General features: G+C 62.1%; 16 protein-coding genes. 14 read left to right on the forward strand and 2 right to left on the reverse strand.

Annotated elements, in window-relative coordinates:
* Positions 1–89: 89 nt before the first annotated feature.
* The 13 genes from V2B23_RS02910 to V2B23_RS02970 all read left to right on the forward strand — a co-directional run bounded on the left by V2B23_RS02910 (position 90) and on the right by V2B23_RS02970 (position 14,880).
* Positions 90–689 carry a DUF6676 family protein gene (locus V2B23_RS02910; RefSeq protein ID WP_430948933.1) on the forward strand — a complete coding sequence of 200 codons (600 nt, stop codon included), beginning with the start codon at positions 90–92 and terminating at the stop codon, positions 687–689.
* Between the two features lie 407 nt (positions 690–1,096).
* Positions 1,097–2,662 (forward strand): NlpC/P60 family protein, encoded by a 1,566-nt coding sequence (locus tag V2B23_RS02915; protein WP_430948934.1) that lies wholly within the window; start codon positions 1,097–1,099, stop codon positions 2,660–2,662.
* 173 nt (positions 2,663–2,835) lie between these two features.
* Entirely contained in the window at positions 2,836–4,008 is a 1,173-nt protein-coding gene (locus V2B23_RS02920) for an AAA family ATPase (RefSeq protein WP_430949172.1), read from the forward strand.
* Entirely contained in the window at positions 4,005–4,979 is a 975-nt protein-coding gene (locus V2B23_RS02925; RefSeq protein ID WP_430948935.1) for a DUF58 domain-containing protein, read from the forward strand. Before V2B23_RS02920 ends, V2B23_RS02925 begins: the two co-directional genes overlap by 4 nt.
* On the forward strand, positions 4,976–5,956 hold the full coding sequence (locus V2B23_RS02930) for a VWA domain-containing protein (protein ID WP_430948936.1): 981 nt from the start codon (positions 4,976–4,978) through the stop codon (positions 5,954–5,956). Before V2B23_RS02925 ends, V2B23_RS02930 begins: the two co-directional genes overlap by 4 nt.
* 67 nt (positions 5,957–6,023) lie before the next feature.
* Entirely contained in the window at positions 6,024–6,773 is a 750-nt protein-coding gene (fabG1, locus tag V2B23_RS02935; RefSeq protein WP_045067715.1) for a 3-oxoacyl-ACP reductase FabG1, read from the forward strand.
* A gap of 57 nt (positions 6,774–6,830) precedes the next feature.
* Positions 6,831–7,628: an NADH-dependent enoyl-ACP reductase InhA gene (gene inhA, locus V2B23_RS02940; RefSeq protein ID WP_430948937.1), complete on the forward strand. Its 798-nt coding sequence runs from the start codon at positions 6,831–6,833 to the stop codon at positions 7,626–7,628.
* Positions 7,629–7,742: 114 nt separating this feature from the next.
* Positions 7,743–8,510, forward strand: coding sequence for a hypothetical protein (locus tag V2B23_RS02945; RefSeq protein ID WP_430948938.1), 768 nt, complete (start codon positions 7,743–7,745; stop codon positions 8,508–8,510).
* 162 nt (positions 8,511–8,672) lie between these two features.
* Positions 8,673–10,241, forward strand: coding sequence for an LVIVD repeat-containing protein (locus tag V2B23_RS02950; protein ID WP_430948939.1), 1,569 nt, complete (start codon positions 8,673–8,675; stop codon positions 10,239–10,241).
* Positions 10,238–10,903 carry a DUF305 domain-containing protein gene (locus V2B23_RS02955; RefSeq protein ID WP_430948940.1) on the forward strand — a complete coding sequence of 222 codons (666 nt, stop codon included), beginning with the start codon at positions 10,238–10,240 and terminating at the stop codon, positions 10,901–10,903. The genes V2B23_RS02950 and V2B23_RS02955 overlap by 4 nt, the downstream gene beginning before the upstream one ends.
* Before the next feature lie 105 nt (positions 10,904–11,008).
* On the forward strand, positions 11,009–11,884 hold the full coding sequence (locus V2B23_RS02960; protein ID WP_430948941.1) for an LLM class F420-dependent oxidoreductase: 876 nt from the start codon (positions 11,009–11,011) through the stop codon (positions 11,882–11,884).
* Positions 11,885–11,946: 62 nt separating this feature from the next.
* On the forward strand, positions 11,947–13,668 hold the full coding sequence (locus tag V2B23_RS02965) for a SulP family inorganic anion transporter (protein WP_430948942.1): 1,722 nt from the start codon (positions 11,947–11,949) through the stop codon (positions 13,666–13,668).
* Between the two features lie 144 nt (positions 13,669–13,812).
* Positions 13,813–14,880, forward strand: a complete 1,068-nt coding sequence (locus tag V2B23_RS02970) for a ferrochelatase (protein WP_430948943.1) — start codon at positions 13,813–13,815, stop codon at positions 14,878–14,880.
* Positions 14,881–14,890: 10 nt separating this feature from the next.
* Here V2B23_RS02970 and V2B23_RS02975 read toward each other — a convergent pair whose 3' ends face one another.
* Positions 14,891–15,499 carry a transcriptional regulator gene (locus V2B23_RS02975; RefSeq protein WP_430948944.1) on the reverse strand — a complete coding sequence of 203 codons (609 nt, stop codon included), beginning with the start codon at positions 15,497–15,499 and terminating at the stop codon, positions 14,891–14,893.
* A gap of 108 nt (positions 15,500–15,607) precedes the next feature.
* Positions 15,608–15,949 (reverse strand): metallopeptidase family protein, encoded by a 342-nt coding sequence (locus V2B23_RS02980; RefSeq protein ID WP_430949173.1) that lies wholly within the window; start codon positions 15,947–15,949, stop codon positions 15,608–15,610.
* 77 nt (positions 15,950–16,026) lie between these two features.
* On the opposite strand from V2B23_RS02980, the gene V2B23_RS02985 reads away from it, so the two are divergent.
* Positions 16,027–16,515 (forward strand): hypothetical protein, encoded by a 489-nt coding sequence (locus V2B23_RS02985; RefSeq protein WP_430948945.1) that lies wholly within the window; start codon positions 16,027–16,029, stop codon positions 16,513–16,515.
* Positions 16,516–16,717: the final 202 nt, after the last annotated feature.

A 16,717-nucleotide genomic window follows, 5' to 3' on the forward strand; every position in this document is an offset into this window, starting at 1 on the left:
GGCCCGTCGCGGTCAGACCGCCGATAACGACCTCGGATTCATTCACACACTCGCGTGTGGACGAGCGCCGAACTGCACCCGGATGAGAGATGTCTGCTCCTACACATTTGGTCTTCACGCCCTTGCATGCGAGCGGTCCGCTTCATGCCGCACCACCTCTGCATGCCGCAGTCCCATCCGACGTCGATGTCGACGACGTAGTTGCCGACGTTGCGCAGAATGGGGTTTCCGCACCGGCTGCCGATGTCCCGGCACTGGTGGACGTGGTCGCCGACGCCCGTGAGCGCGGTGTCGATTTGAGCGTAATCGTTCTCGATACCAATCCTTCCCGTGATACTGATCTCCGGGACTTGGCGACGACCGTCGGTGAATCCGAGGGCGGCACGATCTTGGTGATGAGTCCGGACTGGATGGGCAGCTCCAGCGATTCGATCAGTCGAGTACAGCTCGAGACCGCGCAGGATCGTTCGTTCGGGGACAGTTCTGCTGTGATCGCTGATCGCTTTTCCCACGAGATCGTTCAGCCGGGTCCGCCGTGGGCTTTGTATACGGTCCTTTTGGTGGCGATTGTGGCTGCTGCGGCGGCAATTACTTTTGTCGTCAAATGGCGTCGAAGTCCCGAACCCGTGGAAACCGACCAGGCGAGCGAGCCTTCGGAACAAACCGTCGGACACGCCGGATCTGAATAACTCCGCGCGCACGTCCGCGGATATCGAATAGCAGGTATTCACCAGCATTTGTGGTGAGTACCTGCTTTTTCATTTAGATACAGCCATCCACCTGGGCGAAATACCCGATGTGTTATTTGGGGCTAAAGTTTCCAAAGTTCTCTCAAGTGTCGTACGGTACAACTGGCACTTTTTGGGGAAGAAGTGTCGCAGAAAGATGGCTGTTGTTCGACGGACTGCGCGCGACGCCACCCGAAACCGGGCGGCGCCGAGCGTTGCCCCCGAACGGCGGGTTAGCGACAAGCGGTAGCTACTTCGCTACATCTTGTTGGTGGCGCCACGTGGCGTCATAGCTTCCTGCGCATTCCCTCCCCGCACGGATCGGCGACCCAGCGGGCCCGTGGCGTACACGCGAGGGAGAGTTATTTGTGAGTCAAGTAACACGAGGCGGATTCGGCCGTCGTAAACCTTCCCGAGCGTCGTCCCGCCTGGCACAACTGGTTATCGGTGCGGGCATCGTCACTGCCCTGGTTGTCGGAAACCCGGGTGTCGGAGCGTCTGTCCCGCCGCCTCCGCCCAATCCCAGTGACTCCGAAATCGCGTCCGCAGATTCGCAGGTTTCATCGAGCGTCAGCACCGTCAGCGCCCTCATCAACCAGGTTGCCGCGGCAAATGAGCAGTTGTCTGCACTCGACAACGAAGTTGCCATCAAACGCGAAGACGTCAACAAGACACTGGTCGACCTGCAGAACGCACGTGGCGCCGCCGATGCCGCAGCCCAAGCCGTCGGCATCACGAAACAAGCACTTCGGGACGCCGGCGCACAGATCGACGTAGCGCAGAGCGACTTCGACAAGTACGCCCGATCGAGTTACGTCCAAGGCACCAATACCGCGTCCATCTCGTCGTTCCTCGACGCCAAGGGCCCGGGCGACGTCCTCGATCGAGCTCAAGTCCTCAAACTTCTCTCCAACACCCAACGCGCCGTGCTCGACGGTTTGCAGCGCGCGCGGACCGAACAGGCGAACAAGGACTCCGCGACCCGGCAAGCCAAGCTCGACGCCGACGCGGCCGCCGAAATTGCCGCCAATCTTCAGGCTCTTGCCGAGCAGGCCATCGCCATCGCCCGCAACGCGCTCGACCAGCAGGTAGCCAAGAAGGCGTCCATCGAATCGGAGCGCAATTCCGCACAAGCTCAACTCGATGCAGCCCGCAACGCTGTTGCCGGTTTGCAAGGGCAGCGCCAGGCATACGCGACGTGGGACGAACAGCGAAAGGCCGAAGAAGCTCATCAGGCTGCACTCGAAGCGGCTGCCAAGCAAGCCGCTGAGGAAGCCGCCGCCCGGGCTGCTGCCGATCAGGCTGCCCAGGACCGTGCCGCCGCATTAGCTGCCGCGCAGCGCCCGCACACTGCCGTCGAAGATCCGACTCCGACAGTCATTCCCGATGACGACGACGAGACGTCGACGGACACGAGCACCGATTCGGATTCCGACACTCCGGTCGCAACACCGAAGCCCACAACTCCCAAGCCGGCAACTCCGAAACCGACAGCGCCTTCGGTGTCCGGAAGCGCCGCAATCGAATCCGTGATCGACCGCGGTATGTCGCAAATCGGTATTCAGTACGCGTGGGGCGGCGGCGACGAGAACGGTCCGACCCGCGGAATCCGTGACGGCGGAGTCGCGGACAGCTACGGCGACTTCAACAAGATCGGGTTCGACTGCTCAGGTCTGATGATCTACGCGTTTGCCGGAATCGGTATCTCGTTGCCGCACTACACCGGTTACCAGTACACCGCGGGCAAGCAGGTTCCGTCGTCCGAGATGAAGCGCGGCGACATGATCTTCTACGGGCCGAATGCCAGTCAGCACGTGGCCCTGTACCTCGGTGACGGGCAGATGCTCGAAGCGCCGCAGTCCGGTTCCAGTGTGAAAGTTTCACCCGTTCGGTGGGGCGGCATGACCCCGTACGCCGTTCGGCTGGTCTCCTGATCACGAGGGAAGGCTGAACCCGTTCATGCTTCGATGCCCGGTTCGTTGCATGTGTTGACGTGGTGTTGCGGCATCACGAGCAACTACCTGGAATAGTTGGCGGGGAACACGTTACTGTCGGAACTTTTCTAGGTGAAAGCGATGGATTCTTGGTGACCTCACGTGAAGATTCGATCGGATCGGTCGACGTAGACAAGGCGAGTGGAAATTCCGACGGGGTAGCTCCGTCGCTCGCCGCCGACGTCCAGACTCTGGAACGAGCGATCTACGAGGTCAAACGGGTCATCGTCGGCCAGGATCGTCTGGTCGAGCGGATACTCGTCGGGCTACTGGCAAAGGGACACGTGCTCCTCGAGGGTGTGCCCGGTGTCGCGAAGACACTGGCGGTCGAGACCTTTGCGAAGGTAGTCGGCGGATCGTTCTCCCGTGTGCAGTTCACCCCCGACCTCGTGCCCACCGACTTGATCGGTACGCGTATCTACCGACAGGGACGCGAAGAGTTCGACACCGAACTCGGGCCGGTCGTCGCAAACTTCGTCCTGGCCGACGAGATCAACCGCGCACCGGCAAAGGTGCAGTCGGCGCTGCTCGAAGTCATGGCCGAGCGTCACGTCTCCATCGGTGGCAAGCGCTACCACATGCCGGACCCGTTCCTGGTGATGGCGACGCAGAACCCGATCGAGAACGAAGGCGTGTATCCACTCCCGGAAGCGCAGCGTGACCGCTTCCTGTTCAAGATTCTGGTCGACTACCCGACCGTCGAAGAAGAACGCGAAATCGTCTACCGGATGGGCGTCGCCGCGCCGGAGCCGCACCAGATCCTCGGTCCCGAAGAGTTGGTCCGACTCCAGCGTGTTGCGAGCACCGTCTTCGTTCACCATGCGCTGGTCGACTACGTGGTTCGGGTTATTGCGGCTACCCGTACGCCGAGCGAATTCGGCCTCGACGACGTGGCCGGCTGGATCGCCTATGGTGCGTCGCCGCGCGCAACTCTCGGCATCATTGCCGCCTCCCGAGCGCTCGCCCTCGTGCGTGGCCGCGATTACGTTGTCCCGCAGGACGTCGTCGAGGTCATCCCGGACGTGTTGCGCCACCGCCTCGTGTTGTCGTACGACGCACTCGCCGACGAGGTCACTCCCGACGCCGTCATCACGAGGGTCCTGCAGACGGTCGGTCTGCCTCAGATCGCCGCGCGCCCGGTGCCCACTGTCGCGGGACCGCAACCGGTACCGGGACAACCGGTAGGCCAGCCGATGCAGCAACCACAGCAGGGCGCACCGCAGTTCAATCCCGCGGGGAACGGCGCGCAGTTCATGAGCCCTGATCCGATGAGTCGCCCGCAGTGACGGAAAGTCACCTTCCCGGTCATACCGGTGCACCGCCGTCGTTCGAGTCCGGTGAACTTCGTGACCCACGGCTGACCGCGGCGTTGCGAACACTCGAGTTGACGGTCCGCCGCCGGCTCGACGGGGTGTTGCACGGTGATCACCTCGGACTGATCCCCGGTCCCGGGTCCGAACCCGGCGAGGCTCGGGAGTATCAGCCGGGTGACGATGTGCGACAGATGGATTGGTCGGTCACCGCCCGTACGACGCACCCGCATGTGCGGCAGTCGGTGGCTGATCGGGAACTCGAGACATGGTTGGTGATCGACCTGTCCGCGAGTCTCGACTTCGGTACCGCTGGTTGTGAGAAGCGCGATTTGGTTGTTGCTGCCGCTGCTGCGGTGACGCACCTGACCAGTTCGGGCGGCAATCGCGTCGGTGCGATCATTTCCACCGGCGCGCAGATGACTCGGATTCCGGCCAGGGGAGGCCGCGTCCACGCTCAGGCGATGCTTCGCAACATTGCAACCACTCCGCACGCTCCCGATGGTGTGCGCGGAGATCTGGTGGGCGCAATCGAGGCGCTACGACGCCCACAGCGCCGGCGCGGGTTGGCCGTCGTGATCAGTGACTTCCTGGGCCCGACGGACTGGGAACGTCCGTTGCGAGCCATTGCCGGTCGTCATGACGTGCTCGGGATCGAAGTGGTGGATCCACGCGACCTCGAACTGCCCGATGTCGGTGACGTCGTCTTGCATGATCCGGAATCCGGTCGCACACGCGAGTTCTCGACCACTCCGCAGTTGCGCGCGGATTTTGCGCGCGCGGCCGCGGAACATCGCGTCGAGGTTCAGCAGGCATTGCGCCGGTGTGGGGCACCGCTCATGTCACTGCACACCGATCGTGACTGGATCGCCGACGTGGTTCGATTCATCTCGGCACGCCGTCACAGCTTCGGTGTCGGCGCCGGAACTGGGGGCGTTCGTTCGTGAGTCTTTCGCAATTCACTGCGCCGTGGTGGCTGCTGTTCCTGGTCGTCATCGCCGCGTTGGTAGCCGGTTACGTCTATGTGCAGAAGCAGCGTCAGAAACATACGTTGCGGTTCACCAACTTCGATCTCCTCGAGAAGGTGGCGCCGTCGCGTCCGGGTCGGTGGCGCCACGTTTCCGCCATTCTGATGGTGATCTCGTTGGTGTTCTTCACGGTGGCGTTGGCCGGTCCCACAGCGGACAAGAAGGTTCCGCGGAACCGGGCCACCGTCATCCTGGTGATCGACGTGTCCCTGTCGATGCAGGCCACCGATGTGGAACCGACGCGTCTCGCGGCCGCTCAGGAGGCGGCTAAATCGTTTGCCGACGGTTTGACGCCTGGCATCAACCTGGGACTGGTCGCGTTTGCCGGAACTGCTTCGGTATTGGTGTCGCCCACGACAAATCGCGACGCGACCAAAGTTGCCATCGACAATCTCAAGCTCAGCGAGCGGACCGCGACCGGCGAAGCGATCTTCACGTCACTGCAGTCGATCGACACGTTGTCCGCCGTGCTCGGCGGTAGCGACCAGGCGCCTCCCGCGCGGATCGTCTTGCTCTCCGACGGCAAGCAGACGGTCCCTGATAATTCGGATGACCCGCGCGGCGGATTCACCGCGGCACGTCAGGCCAAGGACAAAGGTGTTCCGATCTCCACGATCTCGTTCGGCACCACGTATGGCCGTGTCGAAATCGAGGGTGATCGCATTCCGGTCCCCGTCGACGACGCGTCGCTGAAGGAAATCGCGAATCTGTCCGGGGGAAGTTTTTTCACCGCATCCAGCCTCGAAGAATTGCGTGCGGTCTACGACACGCTCGAAGAGCAGATCGGATTCGAGACCACCCGTGGCGATGCAAGCAAGCCGTGGTTGATTCTCGGAGTTCTGTTTGCCACCGCAGGTTTGACCGTTGCCTTGGTCACTCGCCAAAGGCTGCCATGACCATGCACCATTTTCGCTTGTCCGACTACTGCCGGAACTCGGCCCTCGAATTGATAGGTTGATCGCCATGTCTACCCCTTCCACCCCCGTGGTGTCAGAACGGACCGTCACCACTCCGCGCTCGGTTCTGGTTACCGGCGGCAACCGCGGTATCGGTCTCGCCGTCGCACAGCGTCTGGCCGCAGACGGACACAAGGTCGCCGTCACACACCGTGGCAGCGGCGCACCTGAAGGCCTCTTCGGTGTTGTCTGTGACGTCACCGATTCCGAGTCGATCGACCGCGCGTTCAAAGAGGTCGAGGCACATCAGGGCCCCGTCGAGGTCATCGTCGCCAACGCCGGTGTCACCGACGACACCCTGATCATGCGCATGTCGGAAGATCAGTTCACCAGCGTTATCGACGCAAACCTCACGGGCACTTTCCGGGTTGCGAAGCGGGCGACGCGATCGATGCTGCGGGCGCGTTTCGGACGCTTCATCTTCCTCGGGTCCGTTGTGGGACTTGCCGGTGGCCCTGGGCAGGTCAACTACGCGGCGTCCAAAGCTGGCATCGTCGGTATCGCTCGCTCGCTGACCCGCGAACTGGGCTCCCGCTCGATCACGGCCAACGTGGTTGCCCCCGGATTCATCGAAACCGACATGACCGCAGCACTGGGCGACGACGTGAAAGACAAGGCCACCGAACACATTCCGCTTCAGCGCACCGGCAAGCCGGAAGATGTTGCGGCAGTTGTGAGTTTCCTGGCCTCCGACGATTCGGCGTACGTGTCCGGTGCCGTCATTCCGGTTGACGGTGGACTGGGCATGGGGCACTAGTTTCCCGCTTCCACACATTCCTTTCACTTCGTACGTCTCACTTCAGGAGGACAACTCATGGGCGGTTTGCTCGAGGGTAAGACCATTCTCGTTACCGGCATCATCACCGATTCGTCCATCGCATTCCACGTGGCGAAGGTTGCCCAGGAGCAGGGCGCCAAGGTGCTGATCACGGGTTTTGATCGTCTGCGTCTGATCGACCGAATTGCTCAGCGTCTGCCGCAGCCGGTGCCGCCGGCCATCTCCCTCGACGTCCAGAACCCGGAAGATCTTGCCACGTTGGCCGATCGTGTCCGCGAGTTGGCTCCGGAGGGCATCGACGGCGTTGTTCACTCCATCGGCTTTGCGCCGCGCTCGTGCCTGGGCAGCCCGTTCATGGACGCGCCGTGGAGTGACGTGGCTGTTGCTCTCGAGGTGTCCGCCTACTCGTACAGTGCCCTGGCAAAGGCGTTGCTGCCGGTACTGAACGACAAGGCGTCCATCGTCGGTATGGACTTCGATCCGTCACGTGCGATGCCGTTCTACAACTGGATGGGCGTTTCCAAGGCCACTCTCGAGGCAGTGAACCGGTACGTCGCCAAAGAGGTCGGCGTTCGTGGCATCCGTTCCAATCTTGTTGCGTCCGGCCCGATCAAGACGCTCGCCGCCAAGGCAATCGCCGGCGACAGCACCGGCCCGGGTGCCGAGTTGGACAAGCTCAACACGGGCTGGGACAGTGCTGCGCCCATCGGCTGGGACGTCGAAGATCGTGAAACCGTTGCAAAGACAGTCTGCACCGTTCTTTCGGATTGGCTGCCGGGCACAACCGCGTCGATCATCTACGTCGACGGCGGTTTCCACGCAATGGTGGGTTAGTAGGTTGATTCCGGTTCGCCCTCGCCTGGAACTGTTGCGTCCAGGCGACGGCGAACACGGAGGACATCAACTCGGAGGACGTCAACACGGAGGACATCAACTCGGGGGACAGCGATGATGGAACCAGTCGACGACGTGTCGGTCGGCCACTGGATCCAACCACGGTTGTCCACGTCGTGGGGTTCGCTGACAGCAGTTGTACCGTCGGGGTTCGACGCTTACGTACGTGTTCTCCACCCAGTCGATGTCGACGGCACTGATGTGGTCCGATGGGGTGATGTGGCGGCCGTAACCGGTCGGCACGTTCATCCGCTGGTCCAATGGTGGCGTTTGATCGACGCCACTCATTCCGTGAATCCGCGCAGCGAACTCTGGGACGGCGGCGAGCCGGATATCGGTTCACTCGACCCGCCGGACAATCAGCGTCTTGTCGATCTTCTTGCAGGCCATACGACTTCACCGGACAATGCCTACTTCGCGGTGTGGGAGGGCAATGGCTTCTTTCATGCCGGAGCTACCGTGATCTACAGTGCCGGAAAGTCACAATCTCGCCCTGCACCCGTTGTATCGCCGGCCCGGGAACTGATCTCCGGACCGCGCCTGCGGCACCCCGGACGGGACTACGTTCTGCTCTCGGGGCCGCTCCGTGAAGCGTCGACTATTCCTGATCTGCTCGGTGCGAAGCCATGGACGCCGTCAGCGAATCTGGTCTGGCCGCAGGACCATTCGTGGTGCATTGCCACGGAGGTCGATTTCGATTCGACCCTTGTGGGCTGCAGTCGCGCCGCAGCGAAAGAGATCCTGGCATGCCCTGACCTCGAATCGTTCCCGATCAATCCGAATGATTCGTTGCAGTACGACGCTGATGTTGTGAATGTCTGAGATCTGCGGTCAGTGACGGAGAGTCGCATTCACCCTTGACGAGAGTGGCGTGCATCACGCAGAATTCCCCCCAGGGAACCGGACATTCGGTCAGGACGTCGGTAGGTGGGATGGATACAGTCGTGTATCACCGACACCCGATATGCAGGGGGTTGGGCAACGATGGAACCACTGAGCGCTCGTCGAACGGTCAGGTCGGCGATCGTTGCCGCGGCGGTTGTACTGCTGCTGCCAGTGGTCGGCGCCGCAGCGGCGCCGGAATCCAGCCTCGGTACGGTCTACGAATCCCATGCCGTCGGCAGTGCTGCGGTCGAGCGCGCGAGTTGTAACGAGGGTTCTCAGCCGGAAACCGGATTGCAGGGCGACGTATCAGCTGAAGACCGTAACAGCGGACGCAGTCGAACGGGCTACAGCTGCAACATCTCTCGGTTGGGCGGGTACGAAGGCCGCGGTGGCGGGATCACCTCCACGAGTTTCGAGCACTGCGCGTACGTCGGCAGCTTCTTCCCCGGAAATCTCCTCGGACCGGCGCAAGGTGTACAGGTTATCGATGCCTCGGATCCCGCAAGCCCGAAACTGACTGCAACGTTGACCGAACCGGCGATGCTCGCGGGAACGTGGGAGAGCCTCAAGGTCAACACGCAGCGAAAACTCTTGGTGGGAACGGGAGTTCCCTTACTGACCGGTGTGGGTTTGATGTCGGTGTACGACATCTCCGATTGCGCTCATCCGAAGCTGCTCAATCCAGGACCGGGAACGGATCTGGGGATGCTTCTTCCCATTACGTCGCATGAGGGCGGGTTCTCGCCGGACGGCAATACGTACTGGTCCTCTGGCACTGCGCCCGGCATCGTGAGCGCTGTCGACCTCACCGACCCGTCCACTCCGAAGGTTGTGTGGCAGGACCTGATCGGACTCTCGACACACGGAATTGGTGTCAGTGACGACGGGAATCAGCTGTATCTGTCGAACAATCTGGGCGGCATCCACGTACTCGACGTCAGTGCGGTGCAGCGGCGCGACCCCAATCCTCAGGTGCGCCAGCTCTCGCAGCTGTCGTGGACGGACGGATGGGCAACGCAGCACAGTATTCCGGTGAACTACGACGGCGCACCGTATCTGTTCACCGTCGACGAGGGAGGATCAGGCGGAGTCAAACTCATCGATGTCTCCGACGGGGCCCGGCCGGAGATCGCCGCGTCGATCAAGCTCGAGATCAACCTTCCCGAAAATCAGGATTCCTCTCTTGCATCAGCGTCCGGCGGCTCGGCCTTTGCGTACGAATCGCACTACTGCGCAGCGGATCGCCCGGACAATCCCACGGCGCTCGCGTGTGGGTGGATATCGTCCGGGATCAGGGTGTTTGATGTCCGCGACCCGTTCGACGTCCGGGAAATCGCCTATTACAACCCGCCGGCGAAGACGGGGGACAATCTTGCGCTGACAAACTCGCCCCACGCGTTGGCATCGATCCTGGGCGTTCCACTGCTGAGCGCGCCCGCGATCGGCCAGTCGATTCTCAGTGGCCAATTCGACCCGAACCAGGCACTCGGCCCGCGAACCGGGATGCTCACCCAAGGTGACATCTCCACGGACTGGTGCTTCTCGGCGCCGGAGTGGCGCGGCAGCAAGCTGTGGGTGACGTGCGCCGACAACGGATTCATGGCGTTGCAACTCGATCCCGACGTCTACTCGCCACCGGCCGATCAGCACTCGACCGTCGGTTCATGACGACAACGCGAGTGGTGCGCATCGCAGCGTTCGGTTGTGTTGCGGTGATGCTGGTTGTGCTCGGTGCGGCGCTGCGGCCGCTGATCATCGCGGAGCAGCCAGCGCCGGCAGAGATCCTGAGCGACAACGAAATCGGGTTTGTCCACGATATGGTCGCGCACCACCAGCAAGCGCTGTTCATCGCCCAGCGACTGAACGCGAATGCCGATCCGGCGGTGAGTAGGCTCGCGCAACAGATCGACGATTCGCAGCGGAGCGAGGTCGGGATGATGCTCGGTTGGCTCAGACTCGCGAATGTGACCCCGGGCAGTCGCACTCCGATGGACTGGATGCACACCGCGTCGAATTCGACGGACCTTGCCGCGCACCACGGCGTCATGAGGCCGGACGCAACTACCGGTGACTCGTCGATGCCGGGGATGGCGACCATGGCCGAACTCGACGCTCTCACCGCAGCTACCGGGGTCGACGCGGAAGTGTTGTTCCTGCAGTTGATGGAGCGTCATCACCGCGGGGGGATCGTCATGGCCCAGGCCGCGAACGAACTTCTGGCCGACGGTCCGGTCAAACAATCTGCCCGCGACATGATCACCACCCAGAGTCAGGAATCCGGATTGATGGCTCTCATGCTTGCTCAGCGTGGTGCCCAACCGCTCGGGTAGTCGAGCACGATACCAAAATGAACAGTGTTCATTCCTCTGGTACGTTCAGCTCCGAGAGCGGCCGTCACCCTCACGTGCCGGTGCACAGTCGAAGGAGTTGCATCGATGCGAATCGGCATCAGTACACCGGTCGTGAGCATCATCCCGGGCCGCACGGCGGAGTGGGAACTAGGCGCGGGGATCGAGGAAATCGCCGAGATTGCGCAGCATGCCGACCGGCGCGGCTTCCATTTCGTCACGTGTAGCGAACACATCGGTATGCCCTCCGGGGTGTGGTCGCCTCAGCTGCCGAACGGGCGCGGAACGCGCTATTGGGATCCTCTGGCAACCCTGTCGTATCTGGCGGGAAAGACCGAGCGCCTACGTCTTGTGACGAACATCCTTGTTCTCGGATATCACCATCCCCTCGAGATCGCCAAGCGCTACGGGACTCTGGACCGGATGAGCGGCGGGCGTGTGGTTCTGGGCCTGGGCGTAGGGACAGTCGAGGCGGAGTTCAAGGCACTGGGTGTGCCCTTCGAAGGACGAGGCCCGCGCGCAGATGACGCGATGCGCGCGCTCCGCGCATCGCTGTCACAGCTCGAACCGGAGTATCACGGCGAGTTCTACGATTTCGAGGGATTGATCATCGATCCCCACGCGATCCAACCGCGCGTGCCGCTCTGGGTCGGTGGGCACAGCAAACGTGCATTACGACGGGCTGTGACGCTCGGCGACGGGTGGATGCCCGGCGCACCGGACCTGGATATCCTTCGCGCAATGTTGGCCGGATTTCCGGAACGTCCTGAGGGCTTCGAGGTGATTTGCGGTGCGGACTCTCTGGACCCCGCCGCGCACCCCGACCTGGTGGAGGAGACGCTTGCCGAGATGGCCGAGGCGGGCGTCACAATGATCCCGTTCCGCCCAGTTCATCGATCACTAGCGCACTATCTCGAACAGCTCGATGCGATGGCGGCATTGGAGAACTTCACGCCGCTGTGATCCTGCGGAGTTCTCGAGGAAAAAGCCCGCGGCACTTCACCCGGTCGGGATGAGGCGGGAGAGTGCACACGTCGTCGACGATGGGCTACATGAGCGGAGTGCTGGGTCGCATACGTGCTCTGCTGCCGCGCGAGCGAATGACCCGAGCCGATGTGATCGCGGGTCTTCCCGGTGCGATCGGTAGCGTGCCCGACGGTATGGCCTCAGGCGTGCTCGCCGGAGTGAGTCCGCTGCACGGTCTTTACGCGAGCATGGCCGGCCGGGTATTCGGAGGATTGTCCACCAGTACCCGGCTGATGGTGGTCACCACGACGAGTGCCTCGGCACTGGCCGCGGGATCGGCGCTGACCGACATCCCGGATGAGGATCGCTCTGCGGCTCTGGTGATGCTCACCCTTGTCGCCGGTGGTGTGATGATCGTGGCCGCCGCTCTGCGGCTGGGGAGATACACGCGCTTCGTCTCACATTCCGTGATGACCGGATTTCTTATCGGGGTTGCTGCCAACATTGCATTCGGTCAGATTCCGGCCTTGCTGGGGGTGGACGCGGAAGGCGGGTTCGCGCTCGCCAAGGCAGTGAATGTGTTGACCCACCCGGGGGAGATCGACTGGCGGTCCGCGGCGGTGGGGGTCAGCGCTCTGATACTCATGTGGACATTGGGACAGACCCGGTTTCGGTTGTACGCATCATTGGTTGCGCTGATCGTGCCGACCGTTCTTGTGGTGGCGTTGGGGTGGGATTCCGTGAGCCGCGTTTCCGACATAGCGACTATCCCCACTGGATTCCCGACCCCGGGTCTTCCCGATCTGACCGTGCTGAGCCCCGCACTGCTGAGCGGCGCTCTGACGGTGGCGGTCATTGTGCTGGTCCAAGGCGCAGGAGTGGCCGAATCCGCCCCCAATCCAGACGGTTCACGCTCCTCCGCCAATCGAGACTTCACCGCCCAAGGTGCCGGCAACGTCGCTGCCTCATTGCTCCACGGAATGCCAGTCGGAGGATCGGTGGGGCAGACTGCGCTCAATCGCACAGCGGGTGCCCGTACCCGATGGGCAGCGATCTGGTCAGGCCTGTGGCTACTTGTCCTGTTGGCCGCAGTTGCGGGACTAGTCGGGCAGGTGCCTATGCCAACCCTGGCGGCTGTCCTGATCGTCGCGGCTGCAGGCTCCCTCGATCCCGCCCGGACCTCTGCGATCTGGGGTAGCGGCTACACCTCGAGAATTGTGTTCACCACCACGCTTGTGGCGACGTTGCTGCTGCCGGTGACAGCTGCGGTCGGTATCGGGGTCGCGCTCTCACTGATCCTGCAGCTGAACCAGGAAGCAATCGATCTCAAGGTGGTCCGGCTGCGCGTGCACGGCAATCAACTGGTCGAGGCGAGGGCACCGAAACAACTCTCCGACAACGAGATTGTGATACTCGACGTGTACGGCAGCCTGTTCTACGCGGGAGCGCGCACGCTTGCGGCGCATCTGCCGGATCCCGCCGGTGCGAGGTCGCCGGTGGTGATCCTGCGGCTGAGGGGGCGTACGACGGTAAGCGCAACGTTCTTCACCATCGTCGCGGATTATGCTCGTCGCCTCGACGCGGTTGGCGGTCAGCTGCACCTCAGTGGGATCGACCCGCGCATTCGCGACTACTGGACCGACGAACTCCTCGCCGCGCACGGAGTGCGTATCGAGTTCCATCCTGCCACCGCAACTATCGGTGAATCGACCCTCGCTGCGTACGCCGAGGCGAGAGTTCGGACGCACGACGGCGACAATCCGCCAGACGTGGGCCGATGAATCTCGCAGGAGCTAGAGGACTACTCAGTGATCGCCGCTCGACGGAGCACGTGTGATCTGCTGTGTGAAACGCGTTGTTAGTTCTACTACATCAGTGCGTACCCGGGTTTTGTCTGCCGAACGGCATCGCGCAAGATTGAAGGCATGACTGCTGGTGTGGACGCCGAGTTCGATGCTCTTCTCGTGTTGTCGTTCGGCGGTCCCGAAAAACCCGAGGACGTTCGACCCTTTCTCGAAAACGTCACGCGGGGAAGGGGAGTACCACCGGAGCGTCTTGATGCGGTCGTGGAGCACTACATGCATTTCGGTGGAGTCTCACCGATCAATGCGCTCAATCGAGAGTTGATCGAGCGAGTCCGGGGTGAACTGGCAACGGCGGGATTGGATCTTCCGATCTACTTCGGAAACCGCAACTGGCACCCCATGGTCGAGGACACTGTTGCACAAATGCGCGACGACGGTATCCGCAACGCGGCTGTGTTTGCCACCTCGGCGTGGGGCGGATACTCGGGGTGCCGTCAGTATCACGAGGACATCGCGCGTGCCCGTACCGCGGTCGGTGACGGTGCACCGACCTTGACAAAACTTCGCCAGTATTACGACCATCCGCTGGTCGTCAACGCGTTTGCCGACGGAGTCCGGGCGGCGCGGGCGGCTCTGCCCGAGGCAACTCGCGAAAACGCCCGGCTGGTGTTCACGGCGCATTCGGTACCGATCGCGGCAGACAGAAATGCCGGTCCGCCCGAGTTGGGCGGCAACCTGTACAGCCGTCAGGTCGCTGAAGCCTCGCGCCTGGTGGCCGGCGCTGTGGGCGTCGACGATTTTGATCTTGTGTGGCAGTCACGATCCGGCCCGCCGCAGGTGCCGTGGCTCGATCCTGACATCTGCGATCACCTGGATGTGTTGTCCACCAATGATGTTCGCGGCGTCATCGTATGTCCTGTCGGTTTTGTGTCCGACCACCTCGAAGTAGTGTGGGACCTCGATACCGAAGCCAAGGACAAAGCCGCAGAACTCGGAATGGATTTTGTGCGGGCGGCGACGCCCGGCCGGGACCCACGTTTTGCTCAGTTGGTCCCGACGCTCATTGCCGAACGTGTGGCCGGCGAGCCGCCGCTCCGCCTCGGGGTCGAGCCGTTGCTCGGCTCGACCGCCAACGGCGTTTCCTGCGCGGTCAACTGTTGTGCCGCAGTGCAGCGGCCCAAACGCTGAGCACGTCGAGCTATGCGTTGGGCTGCTTCAGCTTTCCGCACGGGCCGGGCACCGTCGACGTGCTTCGTGAGGTCAGCAGGGTGGCGACGATCGCCTGGTCTTCGGCGCTGAGCGACGGATCGATGTAGTTGAGCGACGGCGCACCTAGTTCACGGACGCGTCCGGCCAGCGTTGCGACAAACGACACCTTCTCTTCGTCGCCCCGGTTTACTTCATGGATCTGGAGGACGGAGACCGGAAACTTGCGCAGTGTGACCGGCAGGAAACGAGCGGCCAGAACATGGTCGACGTTGAATCCGGCCCACACTCCCTGATTTGCTTCCACACACTCGGCGTCGGAGTGCCCTGCACTTTCACCGATGTACTTGCGCGGCGGGACCAACTTCTTGGGGGCAAGCTCGGAGGCGCCCTGCTGCAGGACCGGATAGTCGCCGTCTGTGTACATCCACGGCTGGTTTGCCATCGTGATGAGTCGGCCGGCATCCAAATCGGGTAGGTACCGGGACTTGAGGAGGAAGGCAACGCTGTCAACCGAGATGCCCAGCAGTTCGGCGGCCTTCTGACGGCTCATGGCGAAGGTCGGCGTGTTCTTCGGGGCGATCTGGATCAGGTTGACCATGTGAACTCCTGTAGATGTTCAGTTGTTGCGGCGTGTCGGTACAGCTGACATGACTATTCGGCGATTATCAACCTCTAGCTCGTTTTCGTGGCCTAGGTGAGTGTGATGTCACCAACCGAGCTCTCGTAAACGGGGATCGCCGATGCCGAAGTGATGACCGATCTCGTGGATCACTGTGCGTCGTACCTGCTCGACAACCTCGTCTTCGGTGGAACAGATAGAGCAGATCGATCGACGGTAGATGGTGATGCGGTCGGGAAGTACTCCGGCGTAAGTGGTTGTCCGCTTCGTGAGCGGTATTCCCTGGTACAAACCGAGGAGTCCGGGTGGGCCACCTTCGAGTTGAACGGTCACCGCAACATTGGCCATTTCGCGACCGAGTTTGGGCGGCAAGTTGTCCAAGGCGCGTTTGACCATGTCCTCGAACTGGGCGTCGTCGACGTCGATCATCAGACTATTGTGCGGGAATCGCGCGCCTTGGGGTGTGTCCATCTGGAAACAGTGCAGCGTGCGGCTAAGTTAGTGCAGTGGCCGATGATCTGTACCAGCGTTACGAATTCACGTTTATCGTTCCCTTGTTGACGCTCTCGCAGGAACAGATGCTCGACAAGTCCCTGGGTGGACGGGTGGAGGAGCGAAAAGGTCTGCAGTTGTTGACTCTCACCGCGGAAGGTATGCGGGCGGCGACGACCGCGATCACTCTGGTGGACCAACTTGTCGGCTCCGGTGTGCGACCCGAGCGGACCCATCCGGATCTGGTGTCGCGGCAGGACATCGCAGATCGTGCGGGTGTCACGCGGCAAGCCGTCGGACAGTGGGTGCGCGGAGTTCGGCAAGCATCGACGCCCTTCCCGGTTCCCTACAACTCGGTGGCGGGTGGCATCTGGTTCTGGGGAGACGTTCTGGCGTGGCTGCGTCGTCAGGGGTACGGGCAGGACACAGGCTTGCGGTACCCGACGTTGGATGAGCACATCCGGATCGACCGGCATATCGCGATCAACCACAAAACCCCCTGACGTCAATTCCAGCAAACTGTTTGCTTGATAGTAGCTGTTGAAACAAACCGACTGTAGGTATATGGTCCCCAAGTACCTAATTCAACCTATCGGTGCGTTGGTCCTGCTTGGGGGAGCCTGGTCTACGCCGTTGATACCCGACTATGCAAGCAGGGGAATTCATGGTTTCGACCCCCAGGGCGATCTCGTCAGCTGTGTCGCT

Origin of the sequence: Rhodococcus sp. 24CO (assembly GCF_050586165.1) — a bacterium.
Lineage (GTDB): Bacteria > Actinomycetota > Actinomycetes > Mycobacteriales > Mycobacteriaceae > Rhodococcus_F.